Genomic DNA, 22,143 nt, shown 5'->3' with positions numbered 1-22,143 from the left:
ATGAATGCTATGAAAAAGATGCTCTTACTATTGTTTGTGCTAAGCAGTTTTCACTGCCTTTCGCAGCAATCGCTACAAGACATATTAGACCGCTACAACACCCGAAGTGTGCCGTATATTTCGGTAACAGAGCTACGCATGCTTCAGATGAATGACTCCATCACCATTTTGGATGCCCGTGAACCCGAGGAGTTTCAGGTAAGTCATATTCCGAATTCAATTTTTATAGGTTTTTCAAATTTTGATGAGGAAAAAATGCTTCAACAATTGCCGAATTCCGACACTCGTATCGTGGTGTACTGTTCGCTCGGCATTCGTTCGGAACAGATTTCAGAAAAACTGAAAAAAGCGGGCTATACTCAGGTAGAAAATCTCTACGGTGGTATCTTTGAGTGGATGAATGCCAACTTTCCGGTCGTTGATGAAACTGGCGAGGAAACAGAAGATATCCATGGCTTTTCAAAGCATTGGAGCCAATGGCTGGAACGCGGTAACATCATTTTAAAACGATAGTATGGGACTACTTTCTTCAAAAGATTCAAATTGCGACGACAGTACCGAAGACTTTCATTATCCTAGTTCCAAAAGTGCGCTGATTATCTTCACCCGAAACCCAGAATTGGGAAAAGTGAAAACCCGATTGGCGGTAACCATCGGTGACGAAGCAGCCCTTCGCGTGTATAAATTTCTACTTCAACATACGGTCGATATCACCAAAAACCTCAAAACCGATAAATATGTGTTCTATTCTGAAAAGAAACATACGGGCGATCTTTGGGATGAAGAAATCTTCAGAAAAAAACTACAGCGCGGTAACGATTTAGGCGAACGGATGAAGAATGCGTTTCAAGAACTGTTTGAAGCCGGCTATGAAAAACTGATTATCGTTGGTAGTGATATTTTCGAATTGCAACAAAAGGATATTGAAGCTGCTTTTGAAGGATTAAACGACCATGATTATACGCTAGGACCCGCAAAGGATGGCGGTTATTATTTATTGGGAATGAAACAGCTAAACGAAAAACTGTTTCAGAACAAAAACTGGGGACACGACACCGTGTTGAAGGATACCGAGAAGGATTTGAAAGATGCAGTAGTGTTTCAATTGGAAGAAAAGAACGACATCGATTACTATAGTGATATTCGGGATGTAGACGCATTACAACATTTGCTTCCCGACCATTTAGACAATACATTTTAAACATGAGCATGCAACGATATATAGACGAATCGGCCGCCTTTCTGAAAGATCGCGGCTTCGGTGAACCAGAGGTTGGAATCATCTTGGGAACAGGTTTAGGTAAGATATTGGAAGAAGTGGAAATCCAAAGTGAAATGAGCTATAACCATATTCCGAACTTTCCTACGGCAACCGTCGAATTTCACCATGGAAAATTGATCTTCGGGACACTTTCTGGCAAAAAGGTCATTTTAATGCAGGGTCGTTTTCATGTTTATGAAGGCTATACGCTACGCGACGTTACCTTCCCAGTTCGAGTGATGCATGCGCTTGGCGTGAAGAAACTTTTGGTAAGCAACGCTGCCGGAGCGGTAAATCTTGATTTTAAGAAAGGTGAAATTATGCTTATCGATGATCATATCAACCTGCAAGGTGGTTCTCCCCTCGCCTTCCGTGGCGTGGAGAAAATGGGCGAACGCTTTGTCGACATGAGCGCTCCCTACGATCGCGATATGAATATGTTGCTAGAGAAAATCGCTTCTGAAAACGATATAAATCTTCATAAAGGAGTGTACGCTTCAGTGGTTGGACCACAATTAGAAACCAGAGCCGAATACCGATACTTAAAAATCATTGGCGCCGATGCCGTTGGTATGAGTACTGTACCTGAAGTGATCGTAGCAAACCACTTGAACCTTCCAGTAGCGGCGGTTTCCGTATTAACCGACGAGTGCGACCCAGACAATTTGCAGCCGGTCAATATTCAGGAAATTATCACCATGGCAAACAAGGCCGAACCGGAAATGATTACGCTTTTCAGTGAACTGATCAAACAACTATAACAAATTTCAAAAAACCGTAATTTTGAAACCTGTTCAACGACTGATGGACAGGTTTTTTTATGGAGAAGTATTTTCAAATATTCAAGGATTCGTACACGGGTTATTTCCATTATTTATGGGATGAGATTACCCGCTTTCACTGGGAGAACTATTTCTATGGCTTGATTGCCGTAAGCCTTTTGGTGTGGGTATTGGAAATGATTTTTCCCTGGCGAAAGAATCAGAAGGTATTCAGAAAGGATTTTTGGTTGGATACGTTTTATATGTTTTTCAACTTTTTTCTGCTGAACCTCATCGTCTTGATTTTTCTATCCAACGCAGCTGCCGAAGTCTTCAACGATATTTTGGGATTGATAGGCTTGCAACTATCCGATTTCGAACTGCTCGATGTTGATGCCCTTCCCTACGGACTAGGACTTTTAGTGTTCTTCTTAATTTCCGATTTTGTACAATGGAACACCCACCGGTTATTACATCGCGTACCTTTTTTATGGAAGTTTCACCAGGTACACCATTCGGTGAAGGAAATGGGCTTTGCAGCACATCTTCGCTATCATTGGATGGAACCCGTGGTGTATAAATCGTTGTTATATATTCCGCTGGCCATAATCGGTGGTTTCGAAGTTCAGGATGTGGCAATCGTACATTTTTCGGCTTTGGCCATCGGGCATTTGAATCACGCCAATCTCGGTTGGGATTACGGGCCGTTGCGCTATATTTTCAACAATCCGAAGATGCATATCTGGCATCATGCTAAAGTTCTCCCAAAACACGCACAATACGGCGTTAACTTTGGGATTAGTTTGAGTGTATGGGACTATCTTTTCAAGACCGACCATATTCCACACGACGGTCGCGATATTGAATTGGGCTTTGAGGGCGATGAGACCTTTCCACAAGGCTTTTTGGGTCAGGAAATTTATCCTCTAAAAACCAAACCCCATAATATCCCGTATGTAAGGAATGAGGACAGGTCGGCGACCTAAACTTATAATTCATACATCATGAAATACGTATTACAGCTACTTTCCATATTAATTATTAGCTTGAATCTTCAGGCGTGTAACCTTCTTTCAGCTGCTGGCTTTAGCAGTCAAGGACAGCCTACCAAAAAAGTTGAAGGTGAATTGACCTCCACAACTGCAAACAGCGCGATGAATGTTGATCATGCTACTTGGGATAAACTTTTGAAAAAGCATGTAGACAGTGAAGGAATGGTCGATTACAAAGGCTTTATGAACGATCGTGAGCAATTGAACCAATACCTCCAAATGTTGTCGAGCCAAAAGCCAACGGATGACTGGAGCGTACAGGAATTGTTGGCCTATTATATCAATTTGTACAATGCCTATACGGTGGATGTGATTCTTCAGAACTATCCTGTAAAAAGCATTCAGGATATCGATGGAGTCTTTACCAAAGGTTTTATTCCTGTAGGTGGACGTGAGCTTTCCCTCGGTGGTGTTGAAAATGGTATTCTTCGGAAAATGGACGAACCCCGTATTCACTTCGCTATAAATTGCGCTTCCATTTCCTGTCCGAAATTGCTGAATGAAGCTTATACGGCTTCAAAAATTAACGAGCAATTAGACAGGGTAACCAAAGAATTCATCAACAGTGATAAAAATGACATTACTGCCAACTCTCCTAAGTTGAGCCGTATCTTCGATTGGTATAAAAAGGATTATAAGGTTGATGGTGAAACCAATGTTATCGGGTTTATTAATCAGTATAGCAATACGAAGATCAATCCTCAAGCTGAGCTTCAATACAAGGAGTACGATTGGAATTTAAACGAACAATAATCGGCTACCATAACAATTAATCTGAAGGATTCCCGTAAGTTTACCCTATGCTAAGCATTATCATTCCTGTTCTTAATGAAGCTGAAACCATATCAGCATTATTAAAACACCTTACTTCCCATTCAAATCCTCAAAACATTTCCGAAATAATAGTAGTGGATGGCGGAAGTGATGATAACACCGAAGAACAGGTGAAGAGTTTTAAACCTCACAGGTTTCAAAAACCTGTGAGGTTTGTAAAATCGGCTAAAGGTCGCGCCAAACAGATGAATGCTGGCGCAAGAAATGCTACCGGTGATGTCTTGTATTTTCTACATGCCGATTCTTTTCCTCCTAGAAATTTTGATCAGTTGATTTTGGATGAAGTGAAAAAAGAAAATCCAGCCGGTTGTTTTAGAATGCAGTTCGATAGTAACCATTGGTGGTTGCGATTGGCAAGTTGGTTAACGAAATTTAACTGGCGTGCTTGTCGCGGCGGCGATCAGAGTCAGTTTATAACAAAAGAACTCTTCAACGAGATTGGCGGGTATGATGAAAGTTATATCATATACGAAGATAACATTCTGTTGAATGAATTGTATGAGCGTGACACCTTCACCGTTATCAATAAAAAGTTGACCTCCTCTGCACGACTGTATCGAACCCTCGGAGTTTGGTATGTACAATATCATTTCTGGACGATTTATGTGAAAAAATGGTTGGGTGCCGATGCCGATGAGCTCTACGCCTATTATTCAAAACATATCCGACTAAAGTGCAAGGAAAAGCTATCCGAACTTCACACAGCGCAACCACAGGAAGCGTAAGCAATATAGAATGTTTTTAAACTACAAAATTTTAGGATTTTGTAAACAGTAAGTCTTTTTGTTCCTCCCTAATTTGGGATGATTAATCAAACAAAAAGACTATGAACATATTTGAAGCCATCCGAAAAGACCACGACAAGCAACGCGAATTATGCAGACTTGTTACTTCCACTTCTGGTGAAAGCAAAGGCCGCAAGGAAATGTGGGAAAAATTGAAGCACGAATTACAAGTGCACGCCGACGCGGAAGAACGCACGTTTTACGCTCCGTTAATCCACACCGATAAAATGCAGGACCAGGCACGTCATGGTATAGCCGAGCATCATGAAATGGATGAATTAATCGAAAAAATTGATGATACCGATATGGATTCACCCGCATGGCTGACTTATGCGAAGCAATTATGCGATAAGGTAGAGCACCACCTAGAAGATGAAGAACACAGTTTTTTCCAGTTAGCTGGAAAAATCTTTACCGAAGAACAAAAAATAAGCATCGCCAAGGACTATTTGGAAGAGATGAAGAAGAATAGATAATTATTTAGACCTCACAGGTTTTTGAAACCTGTGAGGTCTAATTCGCATAATAATATTGCACCACCAATTCTGTCGGTTTGTTCTGAACCGTAAATTGGTTGTTTAACGGTCCGCCCACGCTATCGTGATCGACAAACCACTTCCATAAAAAACCACCTGCCATCCACGGCTCGTTCCAGAGTTCTTCATACAAAGCGGTAAGTAAATTTCCTTGAGCCGTGATATTCAAACTTTCCTCCTCCCGACCACTATGCCAGGGTTGCTTTCCAGCATGATCCATACTGCGATAGCCGTATTCGGTAAAAAGAATTCGTTTTCCTTTCGCTTCAGAGAACATTCGTAGCTCCCGTTTCCAAGGCTGCCATCCTTTTTTAGCTACTGCAACCGAAGGGGTCATAGCTTCCGAAATCGGGAAATACGCATCGATTCCAATATAGTCCAATTCCTTCCAAAAAGGAACTTCAGCGTATTCATCCCAATTGGCGGCATAGGTCAGTTTTCCTTTATAAATTGATTTAATTTCAGAAATTATCATCGACCAAAATTCAGGTCGCGCCATCACAAAGGCTTCCAATTCGGTTCCGATACAGAAAATTTCAACCTTTTCCCTTTCAGCAAGTTTTGCAAAATCCAGAATAAAATCACGATAGGAGGTTTCAAAAGCCTGCCAGCCTTCTTCTGAGTTCATCTTATAATGCCCGGTGAAGGTTCCGTGCCCAATCCAAATTTGGGGTTTCAACATTATGGAAACACCCTGTTCCTTCAATTTTCGAATATACTGCGCTGCACCTTCAATGGTTTCGCCATACCATTGTCGGTGGGTGTTGTAGTGAATCAAGCTGCTGTCGACCTCCTCTCGTATAAATCCGAACGGCATGATGGCGGCATAATTGGCATTCACCTTCAATATGGGTTGAATATGTACTTCCGAAATCGTGTCACGATGGGCGACGAAACTGACGCCGTTAATCTTTCCCGATTGACCGAAACAAAGGTGTACGAATAGTAAAGCGAATAGGAGTCGTTTCATTTCAACCCTGAAAATACGTGAAAAAATAAATATTATAAGCTGTGTTTAACTTTTTACTGTGAATAATTTCTATCTGTAATTCCGTATCTTTCCCTACGACCAACCCTCCAACTTTTCAACTAACCATGGAGCATATCGTTATTATCGGAAATGGTATTTCAGGTGTTACCGCTGCTCGGCATATCCGAAAGCAAGCCGATTCATCCCAGAAAAAAATTACGCTAATTTCTGCTGAGGCAGATTATTTCTTTTCAAGAACAGCGCTAATGTATGTGTATATGGGCCATATGCGTTGGTGGGATATCGAACCGTATGAGAAATACTTTTGGGAGAAAAACGACTTCAACCTTAAAAATGGCTATGTTGAAAACGTGGACACCGCCGCAAAGACGCTTCATTTTGCTGAAGGGGATACACTTTCCTACGATACCTTAATAATTGCCAGTGGCAGTACCACAGCGACCTTCGGATGGAAAGGGTTAGAACTTGAAGGCGTGCAAGGGCTAGTCACAAAGCAAGACTTGGAAGCGCTTGAAAAGAATGCTCCGAATAAGCAAGAATGTCCGAAAGCTGTAATAATAGGTGGCGGCCTAATTGGGGTTGAATTGGCAGAAATGCTCCGAACCCGTGATATCGATGTTACTTTTTTAGTCCGTGAAAACGCTTTTTGGACGAGTGCCCTTCCAAAGTTTGAAGCCGAATTGCTCTCGCAACACATCGAATCACATCATGTGGATCTTCGTCATAATACCGAACTCGATGAAATTTTAGGAGATGAAAACGGACGGGTTCGTGGGGTGAAAATTACTACTGGCGAAACCCTGGAATGCAACTTGGTTTGCATTGCTACCGGTGTGAAACCCGCTATTTCTTTCTTACAAAACAGCAAGATTGAAACCGACAAAGGGGTGTTGGTAAATCGCAAATTAGAAACAAATATTCAAAACGTATATGCTATTGGCGATTGTGCGCAACAGCGTGAACCGATTGGCAATCGACCTCCTGTCGAAGCGGTGTGGTATACGGGTAGAATGATGGGAGAAACTGTCGCCCAGACTATTTGTGGCACTCCGTGGGAATACAATCCTGGCCCGTGGTTCAACTCTGCCAAATTTTTCGACATCGAATATCAAACCTACGGTTGGGTGCAGCCTGCAAGGCGTAGAAAGGACTTTGAAAATCAGTTTCATTGGAAGAGCGCAGATGAAAAACAATTTGTGACCATCGCCTATCATACTGAATCAAGGAAGTTTTTGGGCATCAATACCTTCGGAATACGAATGAAGCATAAAACTTTTGATATGTGGCTGCGAGAAGAACGCGATGTCGATTATGTTGTAAAGCATTTGAAACACGCCAACTTCGATCCTGAGTTTTACCGCCGTTTTGAAAAGGAGATTCAGAAGGAGTTTTATAAAAATGAAAAAAATGTAATTATATAAACAACCTCACAGGTTTTTGAAATCTGTGAGGTCGAAATATAAAATATATGAGCACTGTCCAAAGAAACATGTCGCTTACCGGCGAACCGCCAAAGACCATCAATACCCAGCAAAAGGTAGCGACGGCTATCGGATTGATTGGATTAGCTATTTTATTGGTCTCGCTATTCAATGTTGAATTACCGAACAAAACGCTTTGGTTATGGCTTTCACTGGGAAGCATTGCCGTGGGGACTATTTGGTTTAGTGCGGCCGCCTATCTCCCTAAGCATGAAGGCATCAAAAATGATGGGGTATATTTCAAATCGCTTTCGTCACGCGGATTTTGGGCCTGGGTGTTGGGTATCTTACTAACCCTCTTTTATGTAGCGCTGTATTGGTTTCCACAGTATTTGGGATTGGTACAGGATGGCGATAATCGGGGCATTATTTCATTGTTTGATCCGCTGAGTTATTTGATTAATGGTGGCCCGGCCAGTCAGTGGTTTGTCTATGGCACGCTTTATACCTTGGCTATTTTAGCCTTTGGACTCAAGTTCATTTGGAAATACCGTCACAATAAATATGAAATCATCCGTACCATTTCGGTAATGTTCTTTCAATTGGCATTTGCGTTTCTCATCCCTGAATTTTTGGTTCGATTGAACCTTCCGTACTACGATTTAAAAAACGTTTGGCCGCTGAATTACGAACTTTTCGCAGGTTATAAAATCAATGAGTTTTTAAGTGCTGGCGACATTGGTCTGATCATGCTTATCTTCGGAGTGCTTTCCATTTTGGTCATTACGCCGCTCCTTACCTACTTCTACGGAAAACGCTGGTATTGCTCCTGGGTATGTGGCTGTGGAGGATTGGCGGAAACAGCCGGCGATCCATTTCGACACTTATCCGACAAACGTATGTCGGCCTGGAAGGTGGAACGCTGGGTTGTGCATAGCGTGGTGGTATTTGTAGTGGTTATGACTACGGCCGTAGTGTTCGATTATCTTCGGAATAACGAATCGACCAATATTTCAGAATGGAGCCAATTGGAAAATAAATCGGTTGTATTTTCAGAATTAGAAGGAAAACCGCTGCACGATAAAATCATCGCTGCACAAAAAGCGGGTGCGACCCAAGTTTTTTATTTGAACGAAGATGCTTCAACCCCACCACCAACACTCGAAAACAGAGAAGGCATTACCATTCCTTTCGAGACCATTTCAGCCTTGGAAAATGAAGTTGCGATTGAACGAGCAAAGAATGGACAAAGTGCAACGTTTCTGATCGATTCACCTGCAACCGATCGAATTACAATCGAAAATGGAACCGAAACGGTTTTCTACGACGACACATGGGTTACAAAAGAGCAATTCGTTTGGGGCGTTATCATCCTCCTCACCTTGGTCTTTGGCTGGGTGATGCTTTTCCGAAGAGAGCAACTGGCGAAAGATGCCAAATATGGAGCAATCGGTTATTTCGTGATAGTTATTGGGATTTTGTTGTTTACCTATTTCAGTTCACCAGGAAAACTATTCTTTTTTGAAGCCTACAAGCTTCGTCAGTGGTACGGCTTTTTAATCGGTGCTATGTTTAGTGGGGTCATTGGCGTTGGCTTCTACCCTATCTTCGGGAGTCGCGTTTGGTGTCGCTTCGGTTGCCCGATGGCCGCTATCCTTGGTTTTCAGCAGCGGCTTTTTTCACGCTTCCGTATTACGACCAACGGCGGTCAGTGTATCAGTTGTGGAAATTGTTCTACCTATTGTGAAATGGGAATCGATGTAAAGGCCTATGCCCAAAAAGGTGAAAACATCGTACGTAGCTCCTGTGTAGGCTGCGGCATTTGCTCGGCGGTGTGTCCAAGAGGGGTGCTAAAGCTTGAAAACGGACCGCGAGAAGGCCGCATTGAAGGTAACGACGTTTTGCTTGGAAACGATGTCGACTTGATGTCCTATGTGAATAAAAGATAATTTTCTATTTAATCCCGCAGGGTATTTTAAACCCTGCGGGATTTTCGAAAATCCTGTGGGTTTAAAACAGTATCTTCGCAGCCGCAATGAAAGCTTCTGCATCCATCATTAAAGTCATAATACCAGCCCATAACGAAGCGGAAACCATCGGTACGGTACTCAGCGATATTCCTACGATGATTTCAGAAATAGTGGTGGTGAACAATAACAGTAGCGATACCACATATACGGTCGCAAAGGAAGCTGGCGCTACGGTGCTTTCCGAACCTCGACAAGGATATGGATATGCCTGTTTGAAAGGTATTGACTACCTATCGCGACAAAACCCTCAACCAGATATCGTCGTATTTCTAGATGCGGACTATAGCGATCACCCTGAGGAAATGGAAAAAATTGTCGCTCCAATTGTTGAAAACAAAGTAGATTTTGTGGTGGGTGCCAGAGTACCGAATTTGCGTGAAAAAGGGGCAATGACCTTCCCACAACGGTTTGGAAATTGGCTTGCTACGTTTTTAATGAAATTGTTTTTCAATTCAAAGTTTACAGACTTAGGCCCCTTTCGAGCAATACGATATAACACCCTTCAATCGTTACAAATGGAGGACAAAACCTATGGATGGACGGTTGAAATGCAGTTGAAGGTGTTACAAAAGGATGTCCCTTATTCGGAAGTTCCAGTCCATTATCGCAATCGCGGCGGTGGCGAATCTAAAGTTTCCGGAACGATAAAAGGTGCTATCTTTGCCGGCGTAAAGATTTTAGGCTGGATTTTTAAATACAGTTTGAAGAAATGATTCTTGAGACCTTCGTCATTGTAACCTATACCATCGCGCTACTGCTTATCTTTCTGTATGCGCTGACACAGCTGAACCTTCTCTTCAATTACCTACGATCAAAGCGTCAGATAAGCTCAAATGGCCAAGTCTTCGACCTATCCAACCCAAGTGAAACCCCGCATGTAACCATTCAGCTTCCCGTTTATAACGAACTATATGTTATGGAGCGTCTATTGGACAATATTTCCCAGCTTGACTATCCAAAGGATAAACTTGAGATTCAGGTATTGGACGATAGCACCGACGAGAGTTTTCAGACGACGGCTTCTCATATTGAAAAGCTTCAGGCTACAGGATTGGATATTCAGCATATTTCACGAAAAGATAGGGTGAATTTTAAAGCCGGTGCATTGAAAGAAGGGCTCAAAAGTGCCAAAGGCGAATTCATTGCCATATTCGATGCCGATTTTCTTCCAAAGAAAAATTGGTTGCAGCGTACCATTCCACACTTCAAAAATCCTGAAATTGGGGTGGTGCAAACGCGTTGGGGACATTTAAATAGAAAATATTCCCTTTTAACAAGGGTTCAGGCCTTTGCTTTGGATGCGCATTTTACCCTAGAGCAGGTCGGACGAAACAGCAAAGGGCATTTTATCAATTTTAACGGAACCGCTGGTGTATGGCGAAAGGAATGCATATTGGATGCGGGGAATTGGGAAGGCGATACTTTGACCGAAGACCTTGATCTTAGCTATCGAGCGCAATTGAAGAAATGGAAATTCAAGTACCTGGAAGATGTCGAAACCCCCGCCGAATTGCCCGTGGTGATTTCAGCGGCACGTTCGCAGCAATTTCGGTGGAATAAGGGAGGTGCAGAGAATTTTCGAAAAATGCTAAAAAGGGTCTGGACGAATCGTGAAATTCCCTTTAAAACAAAAGTTCACGGAACGCTTCATTTATTGAACAGTACGATGTTCCTAAACATCCTTATCGTAGCAATTTTAAGCATTCCGATGCTCTATATCAAAAATGAATACGAACACTTGAAATGGTACTTCTTTGTGATGAGCTTTTTCGTTATCAGTACCGTCATTTTCTTCATTTGCTATTGGTTTACATACAAAAATATCTACGGCGGCGGACTCACTCAATTCTTGAAGTATTGTGCCATGTTCGTCACCTTCTTTTCGATTGCAATGGGCTTTTCGCTACATAATAGTATTGCAGTATTGGAAGGTCATTTTGGGAAGAAGAGTGAATTTATTAGAACTCCGAAATTCAACATCAGTTCCTTAAAGGAATCCTGGCGCGGGAATAAATATCTCAGCAACAACCTTTCACCAAATGTAGTAATAGAAGGGTTATTGATGCTTTATTTCGGATTTGGAATGTATTCAGCATTCATAGTAGGTGATCAAGGAGGCGATTTTGGACTGTTCCCATTTCACCTAATGCTATTTATAGGTTTCGGCTTTGTCTTCTTCAAAAGTATCTTTTCACGCATATAAAAACCCGACCAAAATATGGCCGGGTAGACTACTTCTATAAATGAGATATCCTATCTTCTCTTCATAGGGTATTCATCAAAAATTTGATTAACTAAGTCGGCAATTGCTGCGGTAGTATTGCGGTTATATATACTTGCCGATGTAAAACCTTTCCAAACTGTTTCTTTTGTTCTTTTATCTACTAAATCCACAACTAATGTACCTTCCTTATAGGTATAAGTATCGGTATCATAGCCTGCTAAATTTGAATATCCCGAATAATCTCGATAATAATAACGCGCATAATAAGGGCTAATTTTTGAAACTGTTGGTCGATAGGGGTAATTGACATAAACGGGATTCGTATCTGTAGCCACTTCTGTATCGGCTTTAACACTTACCAAAACCAATAAATCGGGCGTATCCCTATCCATGCGAAAACCAGCCTGTCTTAAATTTGCATTTATGGTCGTAATAATTTCTTTATTAACCTGCTCCTCATTAGTAACCGATTCATCCATTTCTACAGCATTTGGTAAATACGCAAATGTATTATAGTTCTCCAAATTGGCATCAGATGGATTTTCTGTTGCTACTTTTGGGCCGCAACTAATCAATAATAAAGGTAGTAATACAATACATGTACACATTAATATCTTCATAACAATGTCTTTTTGAATGGTAGCAAGATATTAATTCTTTACCGTTCAAAAGCTAGCTCGCCTTTGTTTATAAGTAGTTTAACTAATTCCTTAACACTTTAACGCTATTTTATAACGCTAACGGGTAAAAAATTAATTTTCGTTGCAAAAGTTCTCAAAGTCTGAAAATATTTAGCAATGTTTCAACTAAATTTTATGGAAGGATTGTTTGAACTGTTGTGGCGTCATTAATTCCAATTTCTTGAATTGTCGGTTGAAGTAACTTACATTATTAAAGCCCGATTTGTACGCCACTTCTGAAATCAACATCTTTCGATGTCGCTTCATCAGTTTTTTGGCGAATTTTATCTTCTCAGAATTCATGAAATCGATGGGTGAGATGCCCAAGGTATTCTTGAATTTCTTGTGAAAGTTGGAGGTGCTCATATAGGCTTTTTCCGCCAAGGTATCCACATCGATGGTTCTATCGGTTAGATTCTCCTTAATATACTTCACTACCGTCCCGATACGTGTGTCGCTAAACATATCCAAACCGTGCAAAATGCTATATTTCGCCTTGGTCTGAAGCAATCGTACAATCAATTCCTGAATCATCAAATCGATTAATACATCTTTTGACCCAACATTATTGGTAAAAGTAGTCACCAACCGATCGATTAAATAGTTCACTTCAACTTGATTGGTCAAATGAGAAGGCAACCCGTCTTCCAAACGCCAATCGCTATTCTCCTCTTCAATGGCAACGTGTTCGTTAAACTTTAGGGCCACTTCATTAATTTTTTCGGAATCGATGCCCAACGCTAAGCATTGCGTAGGATTTTCTTTCGAAGCGATGGGGAAATCAATAACCATTTCTTCACCAGAAGGCATCACCACCGATTCGCCAGGTAAAAAGTCGAATTCCGGCATTCCTTTTAAATGCATCACCTTCTTTCCGGTAAGCATACTCGCAATAACAGGAAAATCGAACGTAAGGGAAATCTTGTTGGCCACCTGATGGGTCTCGAAGACATTCAGTTCCGAATAATCGGCATTATACGTAGTACGGTTCTCTACTAATGTGTAGATCTTACGACTCTCTCTATGTTTTGCCAACGAATGTTTCATACCCAAGTATACTTACTTTTTTCTTATTGATAATCAAGAATATAGAAATGTGTCATTCTTGAATAGAATCGTACAACTCATTAGCGATTCATTAAAATATCTTTATAAGAATTATAAAATTACAAATTCTAAACCTAAAATTTTACGATTATGAGTGATATACAAACAAAATCGGGAACGGCTATCGAAAGGCCGAAGTTTAAGGACACCTACGATAACTTTATTGGCGGAAAATGGGTGTCGCCCGTAAAAGGAGAATATTTTGAAAGCATTTCTCCCGTCGATGGCAATTCCTTTACCAAAGTAGCGCGTTCTACCAAGGAAGACATCGATAAGGCGCTAGATGCTGCTTGGGAAGCCGCCGAAAGCTGGAATAAAACTTCTGCTACAGAACGAAGCAATGTCCTATTAAAGATCGCCGATATTATTGAAGATAACATTGAAGTATTAGCACGTGCCGAAACATGGGACAATGGAAAACCAATCCGTGAGACGACAAATGCCGACCTTCCGCTAGCAGTTGACCATTTCCGCTATTTCGCGGGAGTAATTCGTGCTGAAGAAGGTACCGCAAGCGAATTGGATGCGAACACTGTTTCCATGAATATTTGGGAACCGTTGGGCGTGGTCGGACAAATCATTCCATGGAACTTCCCTATCTTAATGGCTGCTTGGAAATTAGCGCCTGCCTTAGCCGCTGGAAACTGCGTGGTATTAAAGCCTGCTGAGCAAACTCCCGTAGGCATCATGATCTTAGCCGAACTGATCCAGGATGTAGTTCCAAAAGGAGTCTTGAACATTGTAAATGGCTTCGGTCTCGAAGCAGGAAAACCATTAGCCTCAAGCCCAAGAATCAAGAAAATTGCCTTTACCGGAGAAACCACCACCGGACAATTGATTATGCAATATGCATCCAAAAATATTATCCCCGTAACCTTGGAGCTAGGCGGAAAATCACCAAATATCTTCTTCAAGAGCGTTATGGATAAGGATGATGAATTCCTTGACAAGGCCATTGAAGGAGCGGTACTTTTCGCCTTTAACCAAGGGGAAGTATGTACCTGTCCGTCACGAATTTTGGTTGAAGAAAGCATCTTCGACGAATTTATGGAGAAAGTGGTGGAACGAACCAAAGCAATCAAAATTGGTCACCCCCTAGACCCTGAAACCATGATGGGCGCACAGGCTTCAAATGATCAGTATGAGAAGATACTGAACTATATCAACATTGGGAAGGAAGAAGGCTGTGAGGTCTTGGCCGGTGGCGATAGCGCATATAATGAAGGCTTAGAAGGTGGGTATTATATTCAACCAACCATCTTCAAAGGAAATAACAAAATGCGGGTGTTCCAGGAAGAGATCTTTGGACCAGTAGTTTGTGTCACCTCCTTTAAGGATGAAGCAGAAGCCATTGAAATAGCCAATGATACCCTCTACGGACTTGGTGCAGGGGTTTGGACTCGTGATATGCACCAGGCCTATCAAATTTCCCGTGAGGTTAAGGCCGGCCGTGTGTGGGTAAATAATTACCATGCGTATCCTGCCCATGCACCTTTTGGTGGCTATAAGAAATCTGGTATCGGACGTGAAAACCACAAGATGATGCTAGACCATTACCGTCAGACCAAGAATATGCTTATTTCTTATGATAAGAACAAATTAGGATTCTTTTAGAAACTAGTTGCTATTGATTATCAGGGCCGGTATTTTCCGGCCCTTTTTGTAAATTTAAATTGTTATGAAGAAGACACGTGTAGACATTACCCCAGAAGCTTTTGATATAGTGGAACAGATGAAAGAACAACATGGCGAATTGATCTTTCACCAAAGCGGTGGCTGTTGCGATGGCTCCTCTCCTATGCTGCTATCAAAGGAAGATTTTTATATCGATGAAAGCGATATCCTGTTAGGTGAAGTAGCCAGCGTTCCGTTCTATATGAATCAGGACCAGTATGAATATTGGAAACACACCCATCTTACAGTTGATATCACCAAAGGTCGTGGTTCGAGTTTTTCGGTTGAAATCCCCTTAGGCATCCGATTCTTGATAAAATCACGCTTGATGACTGAAGAAGAGACCGAACATTTCCGAAAGTTGGAAGCGCAACGAAACGAGACACTGCCTTCTTAAAAGGTTACCTCCACTTCCATCAGTTCGCCATCGCGTTCGATCATGACGGTTGCCGTTTGCCCTTTTTCAAATTTTGAAAGCGACTTCATATAGCTCATCATGTCATTTACATCATGTTCGCCCATCTTCTTTACGATATCGCCTTTCTGTAATCCCGCTTTCTGCGCTGGACGGTCTTCACTTACACCATCAATTCGCATTCCTTCACCATCGAAAAGATAATCGGGTACAACCCCTAAGGTTACTTTAAAATCAGGAACCGCTTCACTTTCATTCTTGGTCTTTTTAAAGGCTAACTGACCATTATCATCCAAGTCTGAAATAATATTATAGATATAGTTTTGGACCTTTTGCATACCTTCATAATTCAACTTTTCGGCATCGTCGCCTGGCTTATGATAGTCCTCATGCTGACCGGTGAAAAAGTGGAGTACAGGAATATCGGCTAAGTAAAATGAGGTATGGTCGCTTGGTCCAACCCCACTTTCGTGTTCAGTGATGTTTAAGCCTTGGTCATTATTCGCAAATAAGGTTTGCTTGAAAACGGGTGACGTTCCTACGCCGTGTACCGCGAGCGTATTCTCTTCATTTAAACGCCCTACCATGTCCATATTCATCATATAACTAACTTTCTTGGTATCGATAGTCGGATTCTTCACATAATAGTTCGACCCTAATAATCCCATTTCTTCACCTGAAAAAGCAATAAACAGATAGTTGTTGTTTTTTGGCGCATCTTCTTCAACGAGATTTTCAGCCAACTTCAACAACACCGCCACACCACTCGCATTGTCGTCGGCGCCGTTATGAACCGCTTCACCTTCACGATAGAGAGAACCTTCACCACCCATTCCCAAGTGATCGTAATGCGCTCCGATAACCACAGTACTCTCCGCTTTATTATCGATATAGCCTACTACATTGGTGCCGGTAATTGTGCTGTCTTCAGCATTGGTAAATTTCGCCTCCTCATGCGGATTGCTGCTCGGTTTAAACGTGAAGGTCTGTGTATACACGCCAGACGCACCCTTCGGAGAAAGACCAATATCGGTAAAACGCTTCACCAAATAGTCGGCAGCTTTTTGCTCGCCTTCCGTGCCGGTTTCACGTCCAGACAGCTTATCATCTGCTAAAAATGTGACTTCCTCCTTCATCGAAATTGGCTTCGCCTGCTGCTTTTCTTTACAGCTAATGAACAGTAAAAACAAAAAAAGTGTTGCAAATAGTCGCATATCATTATTTTTGCACAAAAATACTGGAAAATGAAATATTACATCGGCTTATTTCTGACGCTTTTGATTTTTAGTTGTAAAAACCAAACAGAAGACAACGAGTCTGTTGCAGTTGAAGAAACCGTAGCAAAAGAGACTTCTTCCGTTGCGATGGAATGGGATAACGACTCCTTGATCTATCCCGAGGAAAAGCATTTTAAAAATATCCGTCAGGTAACCTTTGGGGGCGATAATGCTGAAGCCTACTGGAGTTTTGACGACAAGCAGCTTATTTTCCAAAGTAATTATAATGGTTGGGGCGTAGAATGCGACCAGATGTTTTTGATGGATATCGATGAAACCTTCAAGGATTCGCAACCTCCGATGATCAGTACGGGAAAAGGTAGAACGACCTGTTCTTATTTTTTACCTGACAATAAACATATTGTATATGCAAGTACGCATTTAGTCGATGAAAACTGTCCAGAGGTGCCACTTCGGAAAAATGGAAAATACGTTTGGCCAGTATATGATAGCTTCGATATTTTCGTAGCCGATTTGGATGGCAACATTACTGCCCAACTTACTGATGAACCTGGCTATGATGCTGAAGCAACGGTAAGTCCGAAAGGGGATAAAATTGTATTTACCAGCGATAGAAGTGGCGATTTGGAGTTGTACACCATGAATTTAGATGGTACCGATGTAAAGCAAATCACCGATGAGCTAGGCTACGACGGCGGTGCCTTTTTCTCGCCCGATGGCAGCAAATTGATCTTCCGTGCTTCGCGTCCGAAAACCGAAAAGGAAATTACGGAATACAAAAACCTCTTGGCCGATGGCTTGGTACAACCGACCGAAATGGAACTTTTCATTTGCAATGCTGATGGTAGTGATATGCGTCAGTTGACCAACCTCGGAAACGCGAACTGGGCACCGTTCTTCCATCCTTCTGGTGAAAAGATCTTATTCTCCAGTAATTTTGAAGCCGAACGTGGCTTTCCGTTCAATCTTTATATGATCGACTTGGATGGCAAAAATATCGAGCGCGTTACCCACGGTGAAACCTTTGATGCTTTCCCGGTATTCTCGAACAACGGGAAGTATTTGGTGTTCTCTTCCAACCGAAATAATGGTGGCACACGAGACACCAACCTGTTTATCGCGGAGTGGGTTGATTAACTTTTGATCGTAGACCCGCAGGGTTTCCAATACCCTGTGGGTCTAAGAATGTAAAACCCCGCGGGTCTTTTCGTATCTTCGTTCTATGACCGAGTTTTTAAAGGCGTATCGCATTCCATTGCTCTTTGCATTGAGCAGCATTGCCTTTTATTTTGCATTTGCCTATAACCTGGAGCGAAGCGATTTTCCTAAGTTAATTATGCTCTATGGCGCCTTGTTCTTTTTGGCGTACAAACTTCAACAGATAACCAAGGGGAGTTTTTGGGTCTTAGCAGGAATCGGGATTGCCTTCCGGTTGGTATTTATTGTAGCATTGCCCAATCTTTCGCAGGATTTTTATCGGTTTTTATGGGATGGACGTTGGTTGGCGCAGGGCGTGAATCCGTATCTGTTCACTCCCGAAAATTTTATGAAGGGGTTGGAATCGCTACAAGGTGCAACGATTGCCCAAGCTGAAGTGTTGGTAGAAGGCATGGGAGCCTTAAATGCGAGTCATTACAGTAACTATCCAGCCGTCAATCAATTGTTTTTTGCATTGGCAGGACTACTGGCTGGGAAAAGCGTGTTCGGGTCTGTTATCGTTTTACGATTGAGCATCATTTTGGCCGATATCGGAATTCTTTACTTCGGAAGGAAACTGTTACGGAATTTAAAGATGAACCCCCATCATATTTTCTGGTATTTCCTAAACCCTTTTATCATTATTGAAATGACGGGCAATCTTCATTTTGAAAGTGTGATGCTATTCTTTTTGGTGTGGTCGCTGTATTTGCTTCAGAAGAAAAAATTGCTTTGGGCCGCGGTGCTGTTTGGGGTTTCCATTTCGGTGAAGTTATTACCGCTGTTGTTTTTGCCGCTGTTGTTGAAGTATTTTAGGAAAAAAGAGGTCTCCACTGCCGTGCCTGCCGGCAGGCGGGCGCTCGACCTGACAAAGCTGTTTGCCTTTTGGACAATAACAATCGCCACTGCTTGTATCACTTTTTTTCCCTTTCTTTCTGCTGAATTCCTGCAGCACTTTTCCGCGACTATTGCACTGTGGTTTCAAAAGTTTGAGTTCAATGCGAGTATCTATTATATCATTCGGTGGATCGGGTTTGAAGTCGTTGGCTGGAATATCATCGGAACGGTCGGTAAGATTCTGCCAATCATTACCATTTTGCTTGTAGCGGCCTTGGCCCTTTTCAGAAGAAATAATTCAATCTCTTCCATTGCTACGACGATGCTGTTCGCGGTGTTTGGCTACTTTTTGTTATCGACCACCGTACATCCTTGGTATGTCGCAACACCGCTTTTGCTTTGTCTTTTCACCAACTATCGCTTCCCCTTGGTCTGGAGCTTTATGGTAGTACTAAGCTATACCGCATATGGCACAGAAGGGTTTGATGAGAATTTGTGGTTGGTGGCATTTGAGTATGTTGTGGTGATTGGGTTTGCCGTATGGGAAGTGTTTTTTCCGAATTCAAATTTGAAAATAAAATTTTCTTGAGTACTCTTTAAAATTCTATCTACGGATAGTTATGGAAACGAAAAATAGTATACATTTACCGTATACCGTTATTATAGATATGAATTACACATTACTTCACTTTTCCTACTGCAATAGCAGAATTGCGCCATGTACTTTACCCTGATTGGCCGGTCACGAAAATGGATACCTTCTAAAGCATCCATTCTCATTTCAATCATTTCCATAGTAAGTTTTAGCACTTTCGGAAATGCCCAGAATATCCTAGATAGTTATTCCAGACTCAGTTTTTCAGCAGGCTTTGAAAAGGTGTATGGGTTTGAGATAGATCAACTTCCTTTTGGCTTACATTATGAACATATTGAACAGTCTGTACCGTCAATCGGAATACACTACGATATTTACCGATGGGAAAATTCTTTATTGAGAACGGGATTAAGGTTAACCCGTATTATAGAAAAAGAATTCGTCTTGTTACCCGATAACTATACTGGTGCTCCAGCTGGAAGCTTTATAGTTTACATAGATACCTCCACAGGATTTGATGATTTGAGGTATGAGCTAAGCTTAGGATATAATTATTTTATAATAAACAAAAGAACATTTGCATTTTACTTAGGTGCTGAAGGAATTTTTGGTCTTGGACAAAATACCTATCCTTCCGTTTTAGAAATTGGTTTTGGACCCAATGAAACCCAACTTACGGCAGCTCATCAGAGCCCAAGTAGCGTTTACGGAAAACTTGGAGTAGAAACAGGTATAAAGTTTGCCACCCCCCATTTTTTGGCACGCATAAACTTTTTTTACCATTATCGGCTACAAAATATGCTAGAAGGACACCTGGTCATAAACAACTCTAACAACGAGCTAATTGAACGAGAATATCAATTAAAAGGTGATTCATATGGGGTTAGTCTCATGATCTATCCCAAGAAACGAAAGAAGAAGGTACAGTAGTTGTTAGCTTTGGCAATAGTAAAATATTGCCAAAGCTTTTATTTCTTAACCCTTTCCAATATATAGAAATCCTTTCGTCTGTCTTTCAGATTTTTAACGGCCCCAAAATTATGAAGTTCCCGGAGTAGGTCGATATCCACGTCGGCAACCAAGATCATTTCGGCATTTGCGGTGGCTTCGGCTTTTACGCCATTATTCGGAAAGGAGAAATCGCAGGGCGTAAATACCGCCGATTGCGCATACTGAATGTCCATATTATGAACCTTTGGCAAGTTTCCGACGCTTCCCGCAATAGCCACATAGCATTCGTTTTCAATGGCGCGCGCCTGGGCACAAAGCTTCACTCTGGAGAAACCATTTTGGGTATCGGTCAAAAACGGAACGAAGAGAATATCCATACCTTCATCGGCCAACAAGCGCGACAATTCGGGAAATTCGGAATCGTAGCAGATCAAGATTCCGATTTTACCACAATCGGTATCGAAAGTCTTCAACTCATGGCCGTTTTGCATCCCCCAAACTTTGGCTTCATCGGGAGTGACATGTATTTTTTCATAGCGCTCGGTACTACCATCGCGGCGACATAAATACCCAACATTATATAAGGTATCATTCACCACCTCTGGCATACTTCCGGTAATGATGTTGATGTTATACGAAATAGACAGTTGTGCCATCCTATTCGTGATTTCTTCGGTGTATTTCGCCAATTCCCGAATGGCTTCCGCTTCACTTAAATGGTTGAAATCGGCCATCAAAGGCGCATTAAAAAACTCTGGAAACACGGCGAAATCACTTCGATATCCCGCCACACTATCGATAAAATATTCGGCTTGGTGCATCAGGTCTTCCAACCCATCATAGGGTCGCATTTGCCACTGAATCAATCCAAGGCGAACGACATTCTTAACACTCGATGGTTTTTTGGTCGGTTTGGTGTAATAGATGTTGTCCCATTCCATCAACACTGCAAATTCACCTGAAGCCGTATCGCCTTCCAAATAATTCTTCAGAATACGAACCGGGTGAAAATCGTTGGACATCTGGAAATTCAGGACCGGATCTTCAATCTCTTTGTGACGAACCTTATCGATATACTGTTTTGGGGTAAGTTCTCCCGCGTATTTATGGTAGTTGGGAATTCTTCCACCGAAAACGATTCCCTTCAGATTCAACTTTTCACACAACTCCTTCCGATAATCGTATAAACGTCTCCCTAATCGCAGTCCGCGATAATCGGGCTTGATAAAAACGTCGATACCATACATCACATCGCCCTTGGCATCGTGAATCTTAAAATCGGGATCGGCTGTAATATCGTCGTAGGTATGTTGGTGTTCAATCTTATCAAAATCGACAATGATAGAAAGCGCACAGCCCGCAATTTGACCGTCTACTTTAATGACCACCTGACCCTCGGGGAAAAGGGTAATTAATCGACCGATTTCCTCCAGTTTCCAATACGAATTGGGCATCCCACCGTACGATTGCAAGGTAGCTTGTTTCAGCGCCTCATAATCGTCGAGGGTGAGATACGATAATTCAATATTTTCGATTTTGTTTTCCATTGAAATG

At 41.9% G+C, this 22,143-nt stretch carries 21 protein-coding genes; 16 read left to right on the top strand and 5 right to left on the bottom strand.

Annotation, left to right across the window (positions count from 1 at the left end; all coding sequences use genetic code 11):
- The first annotated feature begins 9 nt into the window (after positions 1-9).
- From I4Q58_RS08940 to I4Q58_RS08910, 7 genes are all read left to right on the top strand, one after another.
- Positions 10-513 (top strand): rhodanese-like domain-containing protein, encoded by a 504-nt coding sequence (locus I4Q58_RS08940; protein WP_203295497.1) that lies wholly within the window; start codon positions 10-12, stop codon positions 511-513.
- Between the two features lies 1 nt (position 514).
- Positions 515-1,201 (top strand): TIGR04282 family arsenosugar biosynthesis glycosyltransferase, encoded by a 687-nt coding sequence (locus I4Q58_RS08935; protein ID WP_203295496.1) that lies wholly within the window; start codon positions 515-517, stop codon positions 1,199-1,201.
- An 8-nt stretch (positions 1,202-1,209) separates the two neighbouring features.
- Positions 1,210-2,022 (top strand): purine-nucleoside phosphorylase, encoded by an 813-nt coding sequence (locus tag I4Q58_RS08930; RefSeq protein WP_203295495.1) that lies wholly within the window; start codon positions 1,210-1,212, stop codon positions 2,020-2,022.
- 59 nt (positions 2,023-2,081) lie between these two features.
- Entirely contained in the window at positions 2,082-3,008 is a 927-nt protein-coding gene (locus tag I4Q58_RS08925) for a sterol desaturase family protein (protein ID WP_203295494.1), read from the top strand.
- A gap of 18 nt (positions 3,009-3,026) precedes the next feature.
- Positions 3,027-3,827, top strand: coding sequence for a DUF547 domain-containing protein (locus I4Q58_RS08920; RefSeq protein WP_203295493.1), 801 nt, complete (start codon positions 3,027-3,029; stop codon positions 3,825-3,827).
- A 47-nt stretch (positions 3,828-3,874) separates the two neighbouring features.
- Positions 3,875-4,633 (top strand): TIGR04283 family arsenosugar biosynthesis glycosyltransferase, encoded by a 759-nt coding sequence (locus I4Q58_RS08915; RefSeq protein WP_203295492.1) that lies wholly within the window; start codon positions 3,875-3,877, stop codon positions 4,631-4,633.
- Between the two features lie 101 nt (positions 4,634-4,734).
- Complete coding sequence (locus I4Q58_RS08910; RefSeq protein ID WP_203295491.1) at positions 4,735-5,169, top strand: hemerythrin domain-containing protein; 435 nt, start codon at positions 4,735-4,737, stop codon at positions 5,167-5,169.
- A 37-nt stretch (positions 5,170-5,206) separates the two neighbouring features.
- Here the strand turns inward: I4Q58_RS08910 and I4Q58_RS08905 are convergent, their stop codons facing one another.
- Positions 5,207-6,199, bottom strand: a complete 993-nt coding sequence (locus I4Q58_RS08905) for a glycoside hydrolase family 113 (RefSeq protein WP_203295490.1) — start codon at positions 6,197-6,199, stop codon at positions 5,207-5,209.
- Positions 6,200-6,324: 125 nt separating this feature from the next.
- Here I4Q58_RS08905 and I4Q58_RS08900 point away from each other — a divergent pair, with 125 nt between their 5' ends.
- The 4 genes from I4Q58_RS08900 to I4Q58_RS08885 all read left to right on the top strand — a co-directional run bounded on the left by I4Q58_RS08900 (position 6,325) and on the right by I4Q58_RS08885 (position 11,874).
- The gene (locus tag I4Q58_RS08900; protein ID WP_203295489.1) at positions 6,325-7,641 is read left to right on the top strand and encodes an NAD(P)/FAD-dependent oxidoreductase; all 1,317 of its coding nucleotides are present in this window, start codon (positions 6,325-6,327) and stop codon (positions 7,639-7,641) included.
- 47 nt (positions 7,642-7,688) lie between these two features.
- Positions 7,689-9,590, top strand: a complete 1,902-nt coding sequence (locus I4Q58_RS08895) for a 4Fe-4S dicluster domain-containing protein (protein ID WP_203295488.1) — start codon at positions 7,689-7,691, stop codon at positions 9,588-9,590.
- Positions 9,591-9,676: 86 nt separating this feature from the next.
- Positions 9,677-10,384 (top strand): glycosyltransferase family 2 protein, encoded by a 708-nt coding sequence (locus I4Q58_RS08890; RefSeq protein WP_203295487.1) that lies wholly within the window; start codon positions 9,677-9,679, stop codon positions 10,382-10,384.
- Entirely contained in the window at positions 10,381-11,874 is a 1,494-nt protein-coding gene (locus I4Q58_RS08885) for a cellulose synthase family protein (protein WP_203295486.1), read from the top strand. The genes I4Q58_RS08890 and I4Q58_RS08885 overlap by 4 nt, the downstream gene beginning before the upstream one ends.
- A 50-nt stretch (positions 11,875-11,924) precedes the next feature.
- Here the strand turns inward: I4Q58_RS08885 and I4Q58_RS08880 are convergent, their stop codons facing one another.
- Positions 11,925-12,515, bottom strand: coding sequence for a DUF4136 domain-containing protein (locus I4Q58_RS08880; protein ID WP_203295485.1), 591 nt, complete (start codon positions 12,513-12,515; stop codon positions 11,925-11,927).
- Positions 12,516-12,701: 186 nt separating this feature from the next.
- Positions 12,702-13,622 carry an AraC family transcriptional regulator gene (locus tag I4Q58_RS08875; protein WP_203295484.1) on the bottom strand — a complete coding sequence of 307 codons (921 nt, stop codon included), beginning with the start codon at positions 13,620-13,622 and terminating at the stop codon, positions 12,702-12,704.
- Between the two features lie 150 nt (positions 13,623-13,772).
- Here I4Q58_RS08875 and exaC point away from each other — a divergent pair, with 150 nt between their 5' ends.
- Positions 13,773-15,296: an acetaldehyde dehydrogenase ExaC gene (exaC, locus tag I4Q58_RS08870; protein WP_203295483.1), complete on the top strand. Its 1,524-nt coding sequence runs from the start codon at positions 13,773-13,775 to the stop codon at positions 15,294-15,296.
- Between the two features lie 64 nt (positions 15,297-15,360).
- A complete protein-coding gene (locus I4Q58_RS08865) occupies positions 15,361-15,753 on the top strand; it encodes a DUF779 domain-containing protein (RefSeq protein ID WP_203295482.1) in 393 nt (130 codons plus the stop codon).
- On the opposite strand, the gene I4Q58_RS08860 is transcribed toward I4Q58_RS08865, so the two are convergent.
- A complete protein-coding gene (locus tag I4Q58_RS08860) occupies positions 15,750-16,985 on the bottom strand; it encodes a M20/M25/M40 family metallo-hydrolase (protein WP_203295481.1) in 1,236 nt (411 codons plus the stop codon). The genes I4Q58_RS08865 and I4Q58_RS08860 overlap by 4 nt on opposite strands.
- Before the next feature lie 30 nt (positions 16,986-17,015).
- Between I4Q58_RS08860 and I4Q58_RS08855 the strand changes: the two genes are divergently transcribed.
- The 3 genes from I4Q58_RS08855 to I4Q58_RS08845 all read left to right on the top strand — a co-directional run bounded on the left by I4Q58_RS08855 (position 17,016) and on the right by I4Q58_RS08845 (position 20,568).
- Positions 17,016-18,146 (top strand): TolB family protein, encoded by a 1,131-nt coding sequence (locus I4Q58_RS08855; RefSeq protein ID WP_203295480.1) that lies wholly within the window; start codon positions 17,016-17,018, stop codon positions 18,144-18,146.
- An 85-nt stretch (positions 18,147-18,231) separates the two neighbouring features.
- Positions 18,232-19,632 (top strand): mannosyltransferase, encoded by a 1,401-nt coding sequence (locus I4Q58_RS08850; protein WP_203295479.1) that lies wholly within the window; start codon positions 18,232-18,234, stop codon positions 19,630-19,632.
- Between the two features lie 129 nt (positions 19,633-19,761).
- The gene (locus I4Q58_RS08845) at positions 19,762-20,568 is read left to right on the top strand and encodes a hypothetical protein (RefSeq protein WP_203295478.1); all 807 of its coding nucleotides are present in this window, start codon (positions 19,762-19,764) and stop codon (positions 20,566-20,568) included.
- A gap of 38 nt (positions 20,569-20,606) precedes the next feature.
- On the opposite strand, the gene I4Q58_RS08840 is transcribed toward I4Q58_RS08845, so the two are convergent.
- Entirely contained in the window at positions 20,607-22,136 is a 1,530-nt protein-coding gene (locus I4Q58_RS08840; RefSeq protein ID WP_203295477.1) for a carbon-nitrogen hydrolase family protein, read from the bottom strand.
- Between the last annotated feature and the right edge of the window lie 7 nt (positions 22,137-22,143).

The sequence above is a fragment of the Luteirhabdus pelagi genome, from assembly GCF_016827595.1.
Taxonomy (GTDB): domain Bacteria; phylum Bacteroidota; class Bacteroidia; order Flavobacteriales; family Flavobacteriaceae; genus Luteirhabdus; species Luteirhabdus pelagi.
Note: the sequence above shows the minus strand (reverse complement) of the source record. Positions and strands in the feature narration are given on the sequence as shown.

Coding starts and splice junctions, on each gene's coding strand:
- I4Q58_RS08940 (WP_203295497.1), top strand. CDS start 10: ATGAAAAAGATGCTCTTACTATTGTTTGTGCTAAGCAGTTTTCACTGC.
- I4Q58_RS08865 (WP_203295482.1), top strand. CDS start 15,361: ATGAAGAAGACACGTGTAGACATTACCCCAGAAGCTTTTGATATAGTG.
- I4Q58_RS08855 (WP_203295480.1), top strand. CDS start 17,016: ATGAAATATTACATCGGCTTATTTCTGACGCTTTTGATTTTTAGTTGT.
- I4Q58_RS08935 (WP_203295496.1), top strand. CDS start 515: ATGGGACTACTTTCTTCAAAAGATTCAAATTGCGACGACAGTACCGAA.
- I4Q58_RS08860 (WP_203295481.1), bottom strand. CDS start 16,985: ATGCGACTATTTGCAACACTTTTTTTGTTTTTACTGTTCATTAGCTGT.
- I4Q58_RS08880 (WP_203295485.1), bottom strand. CDS start 12,515: ATGAAGATATTAATGTGTACATGTATTGTATTACTACCTTTATTATTG.
- I4Q58_RS08905 (WP_203295490.1), bottom strand. CDS start 6,199: ATGAAACGACTCCTATTCGCTTTACTATTCGTACACCTTTGTTTCGGT.
- I4Q58_RS08850 (WP_203295479.1), top strand. CDS start 18,232: ATGACCGAGTTTTTAAAGGCGTATCGCATTCCATTGCTCTTTGCATTG.
- I4Q58_RS08885 (WP_203295486.1), top strand. CDS start 10,381: ATGATTCTTGAGACCTTCGTCATTGTAACCTATACCATCGCGCTACTG.
- I4Q58_RS08915 (WP_203295492.1), top strand. CDS start 3,875: ATGCTAAGCATTATCATTCCTGTTCTTAATGAAGCTGAAACCATATCA.
- I4Q58_RS08890 (WP_203295487.1), top strand. CDS start 9,677: ATGAAAGCTTCTGCATCCATCATTAAAGTCATAATACCAGCCCATAAC.
- I4Q58_RS08840 (WP_203295477.1), bottom strand. CDS start 22,136: ATGGAAAACAAAATCGAAAATATTGAATTATCGTATCTCACCCTCGAC.
- I4Q58_RS08875 (WP_203295484.1), bottom strand. CDS start 13,622: ATGAAACATTCGTTGGCAAAACATAGAGAGAGTCGTAAGATCTACACA.
- I4Q58_RS08925 (WP_203295494.1), top strand. CDS start 2,082: ATGGAGAAGTATTTTCAAATATTCAAGGATTCGTACACGGGTTATTTC.
- I4Q58_RS08920 (WP_203295493.1), top strand. CDS start 3,027: ATGAAATACGTATTACAGCTACTTTCCATATTAATTATTAGCTTGAAT.
- I4Q58_RS08845 (WP_203295478.1), top strand. CDS start 19,762: ATGTACTTTACCCTGATTGGCCGGTCACGAAAATGGATACCTTCTAAA.
- I4Q58_RS08895 (WP_203295488.1), top strand. CDS start 7,689: ATGAGCACTGTCCAAAGAAACATGTCGCTTACCGGCGAACCGCCAAAG.
- I4Q58_RS08900 (WP_203295489.1), top strand. CDS start 6,325: ATGGAGCATATCGTTATTATCGGAAATGGTATTTCAGGTGTTACCGCT.
- I4Q58_RS08910 (WP_203295491.1), top strand. CDS start 4,735: ATGAACATATTTGAAGCCATCCGAAAAGACCACGACAAGCAACGCGAA.
- exaC (WP_203295483.1), top strand. CDS start 13,773: ATGAGTGATATACAAACAAAATCGGGAACGGCTATCGAAAGGCCGAAG.
- I4Q58_RS08930 (WP_203295495.1), top strand. CDS start 1,210: ATGCAACGATATATAGACGAATCGGCCGCCTTTCTGAAAGATCGCGGC.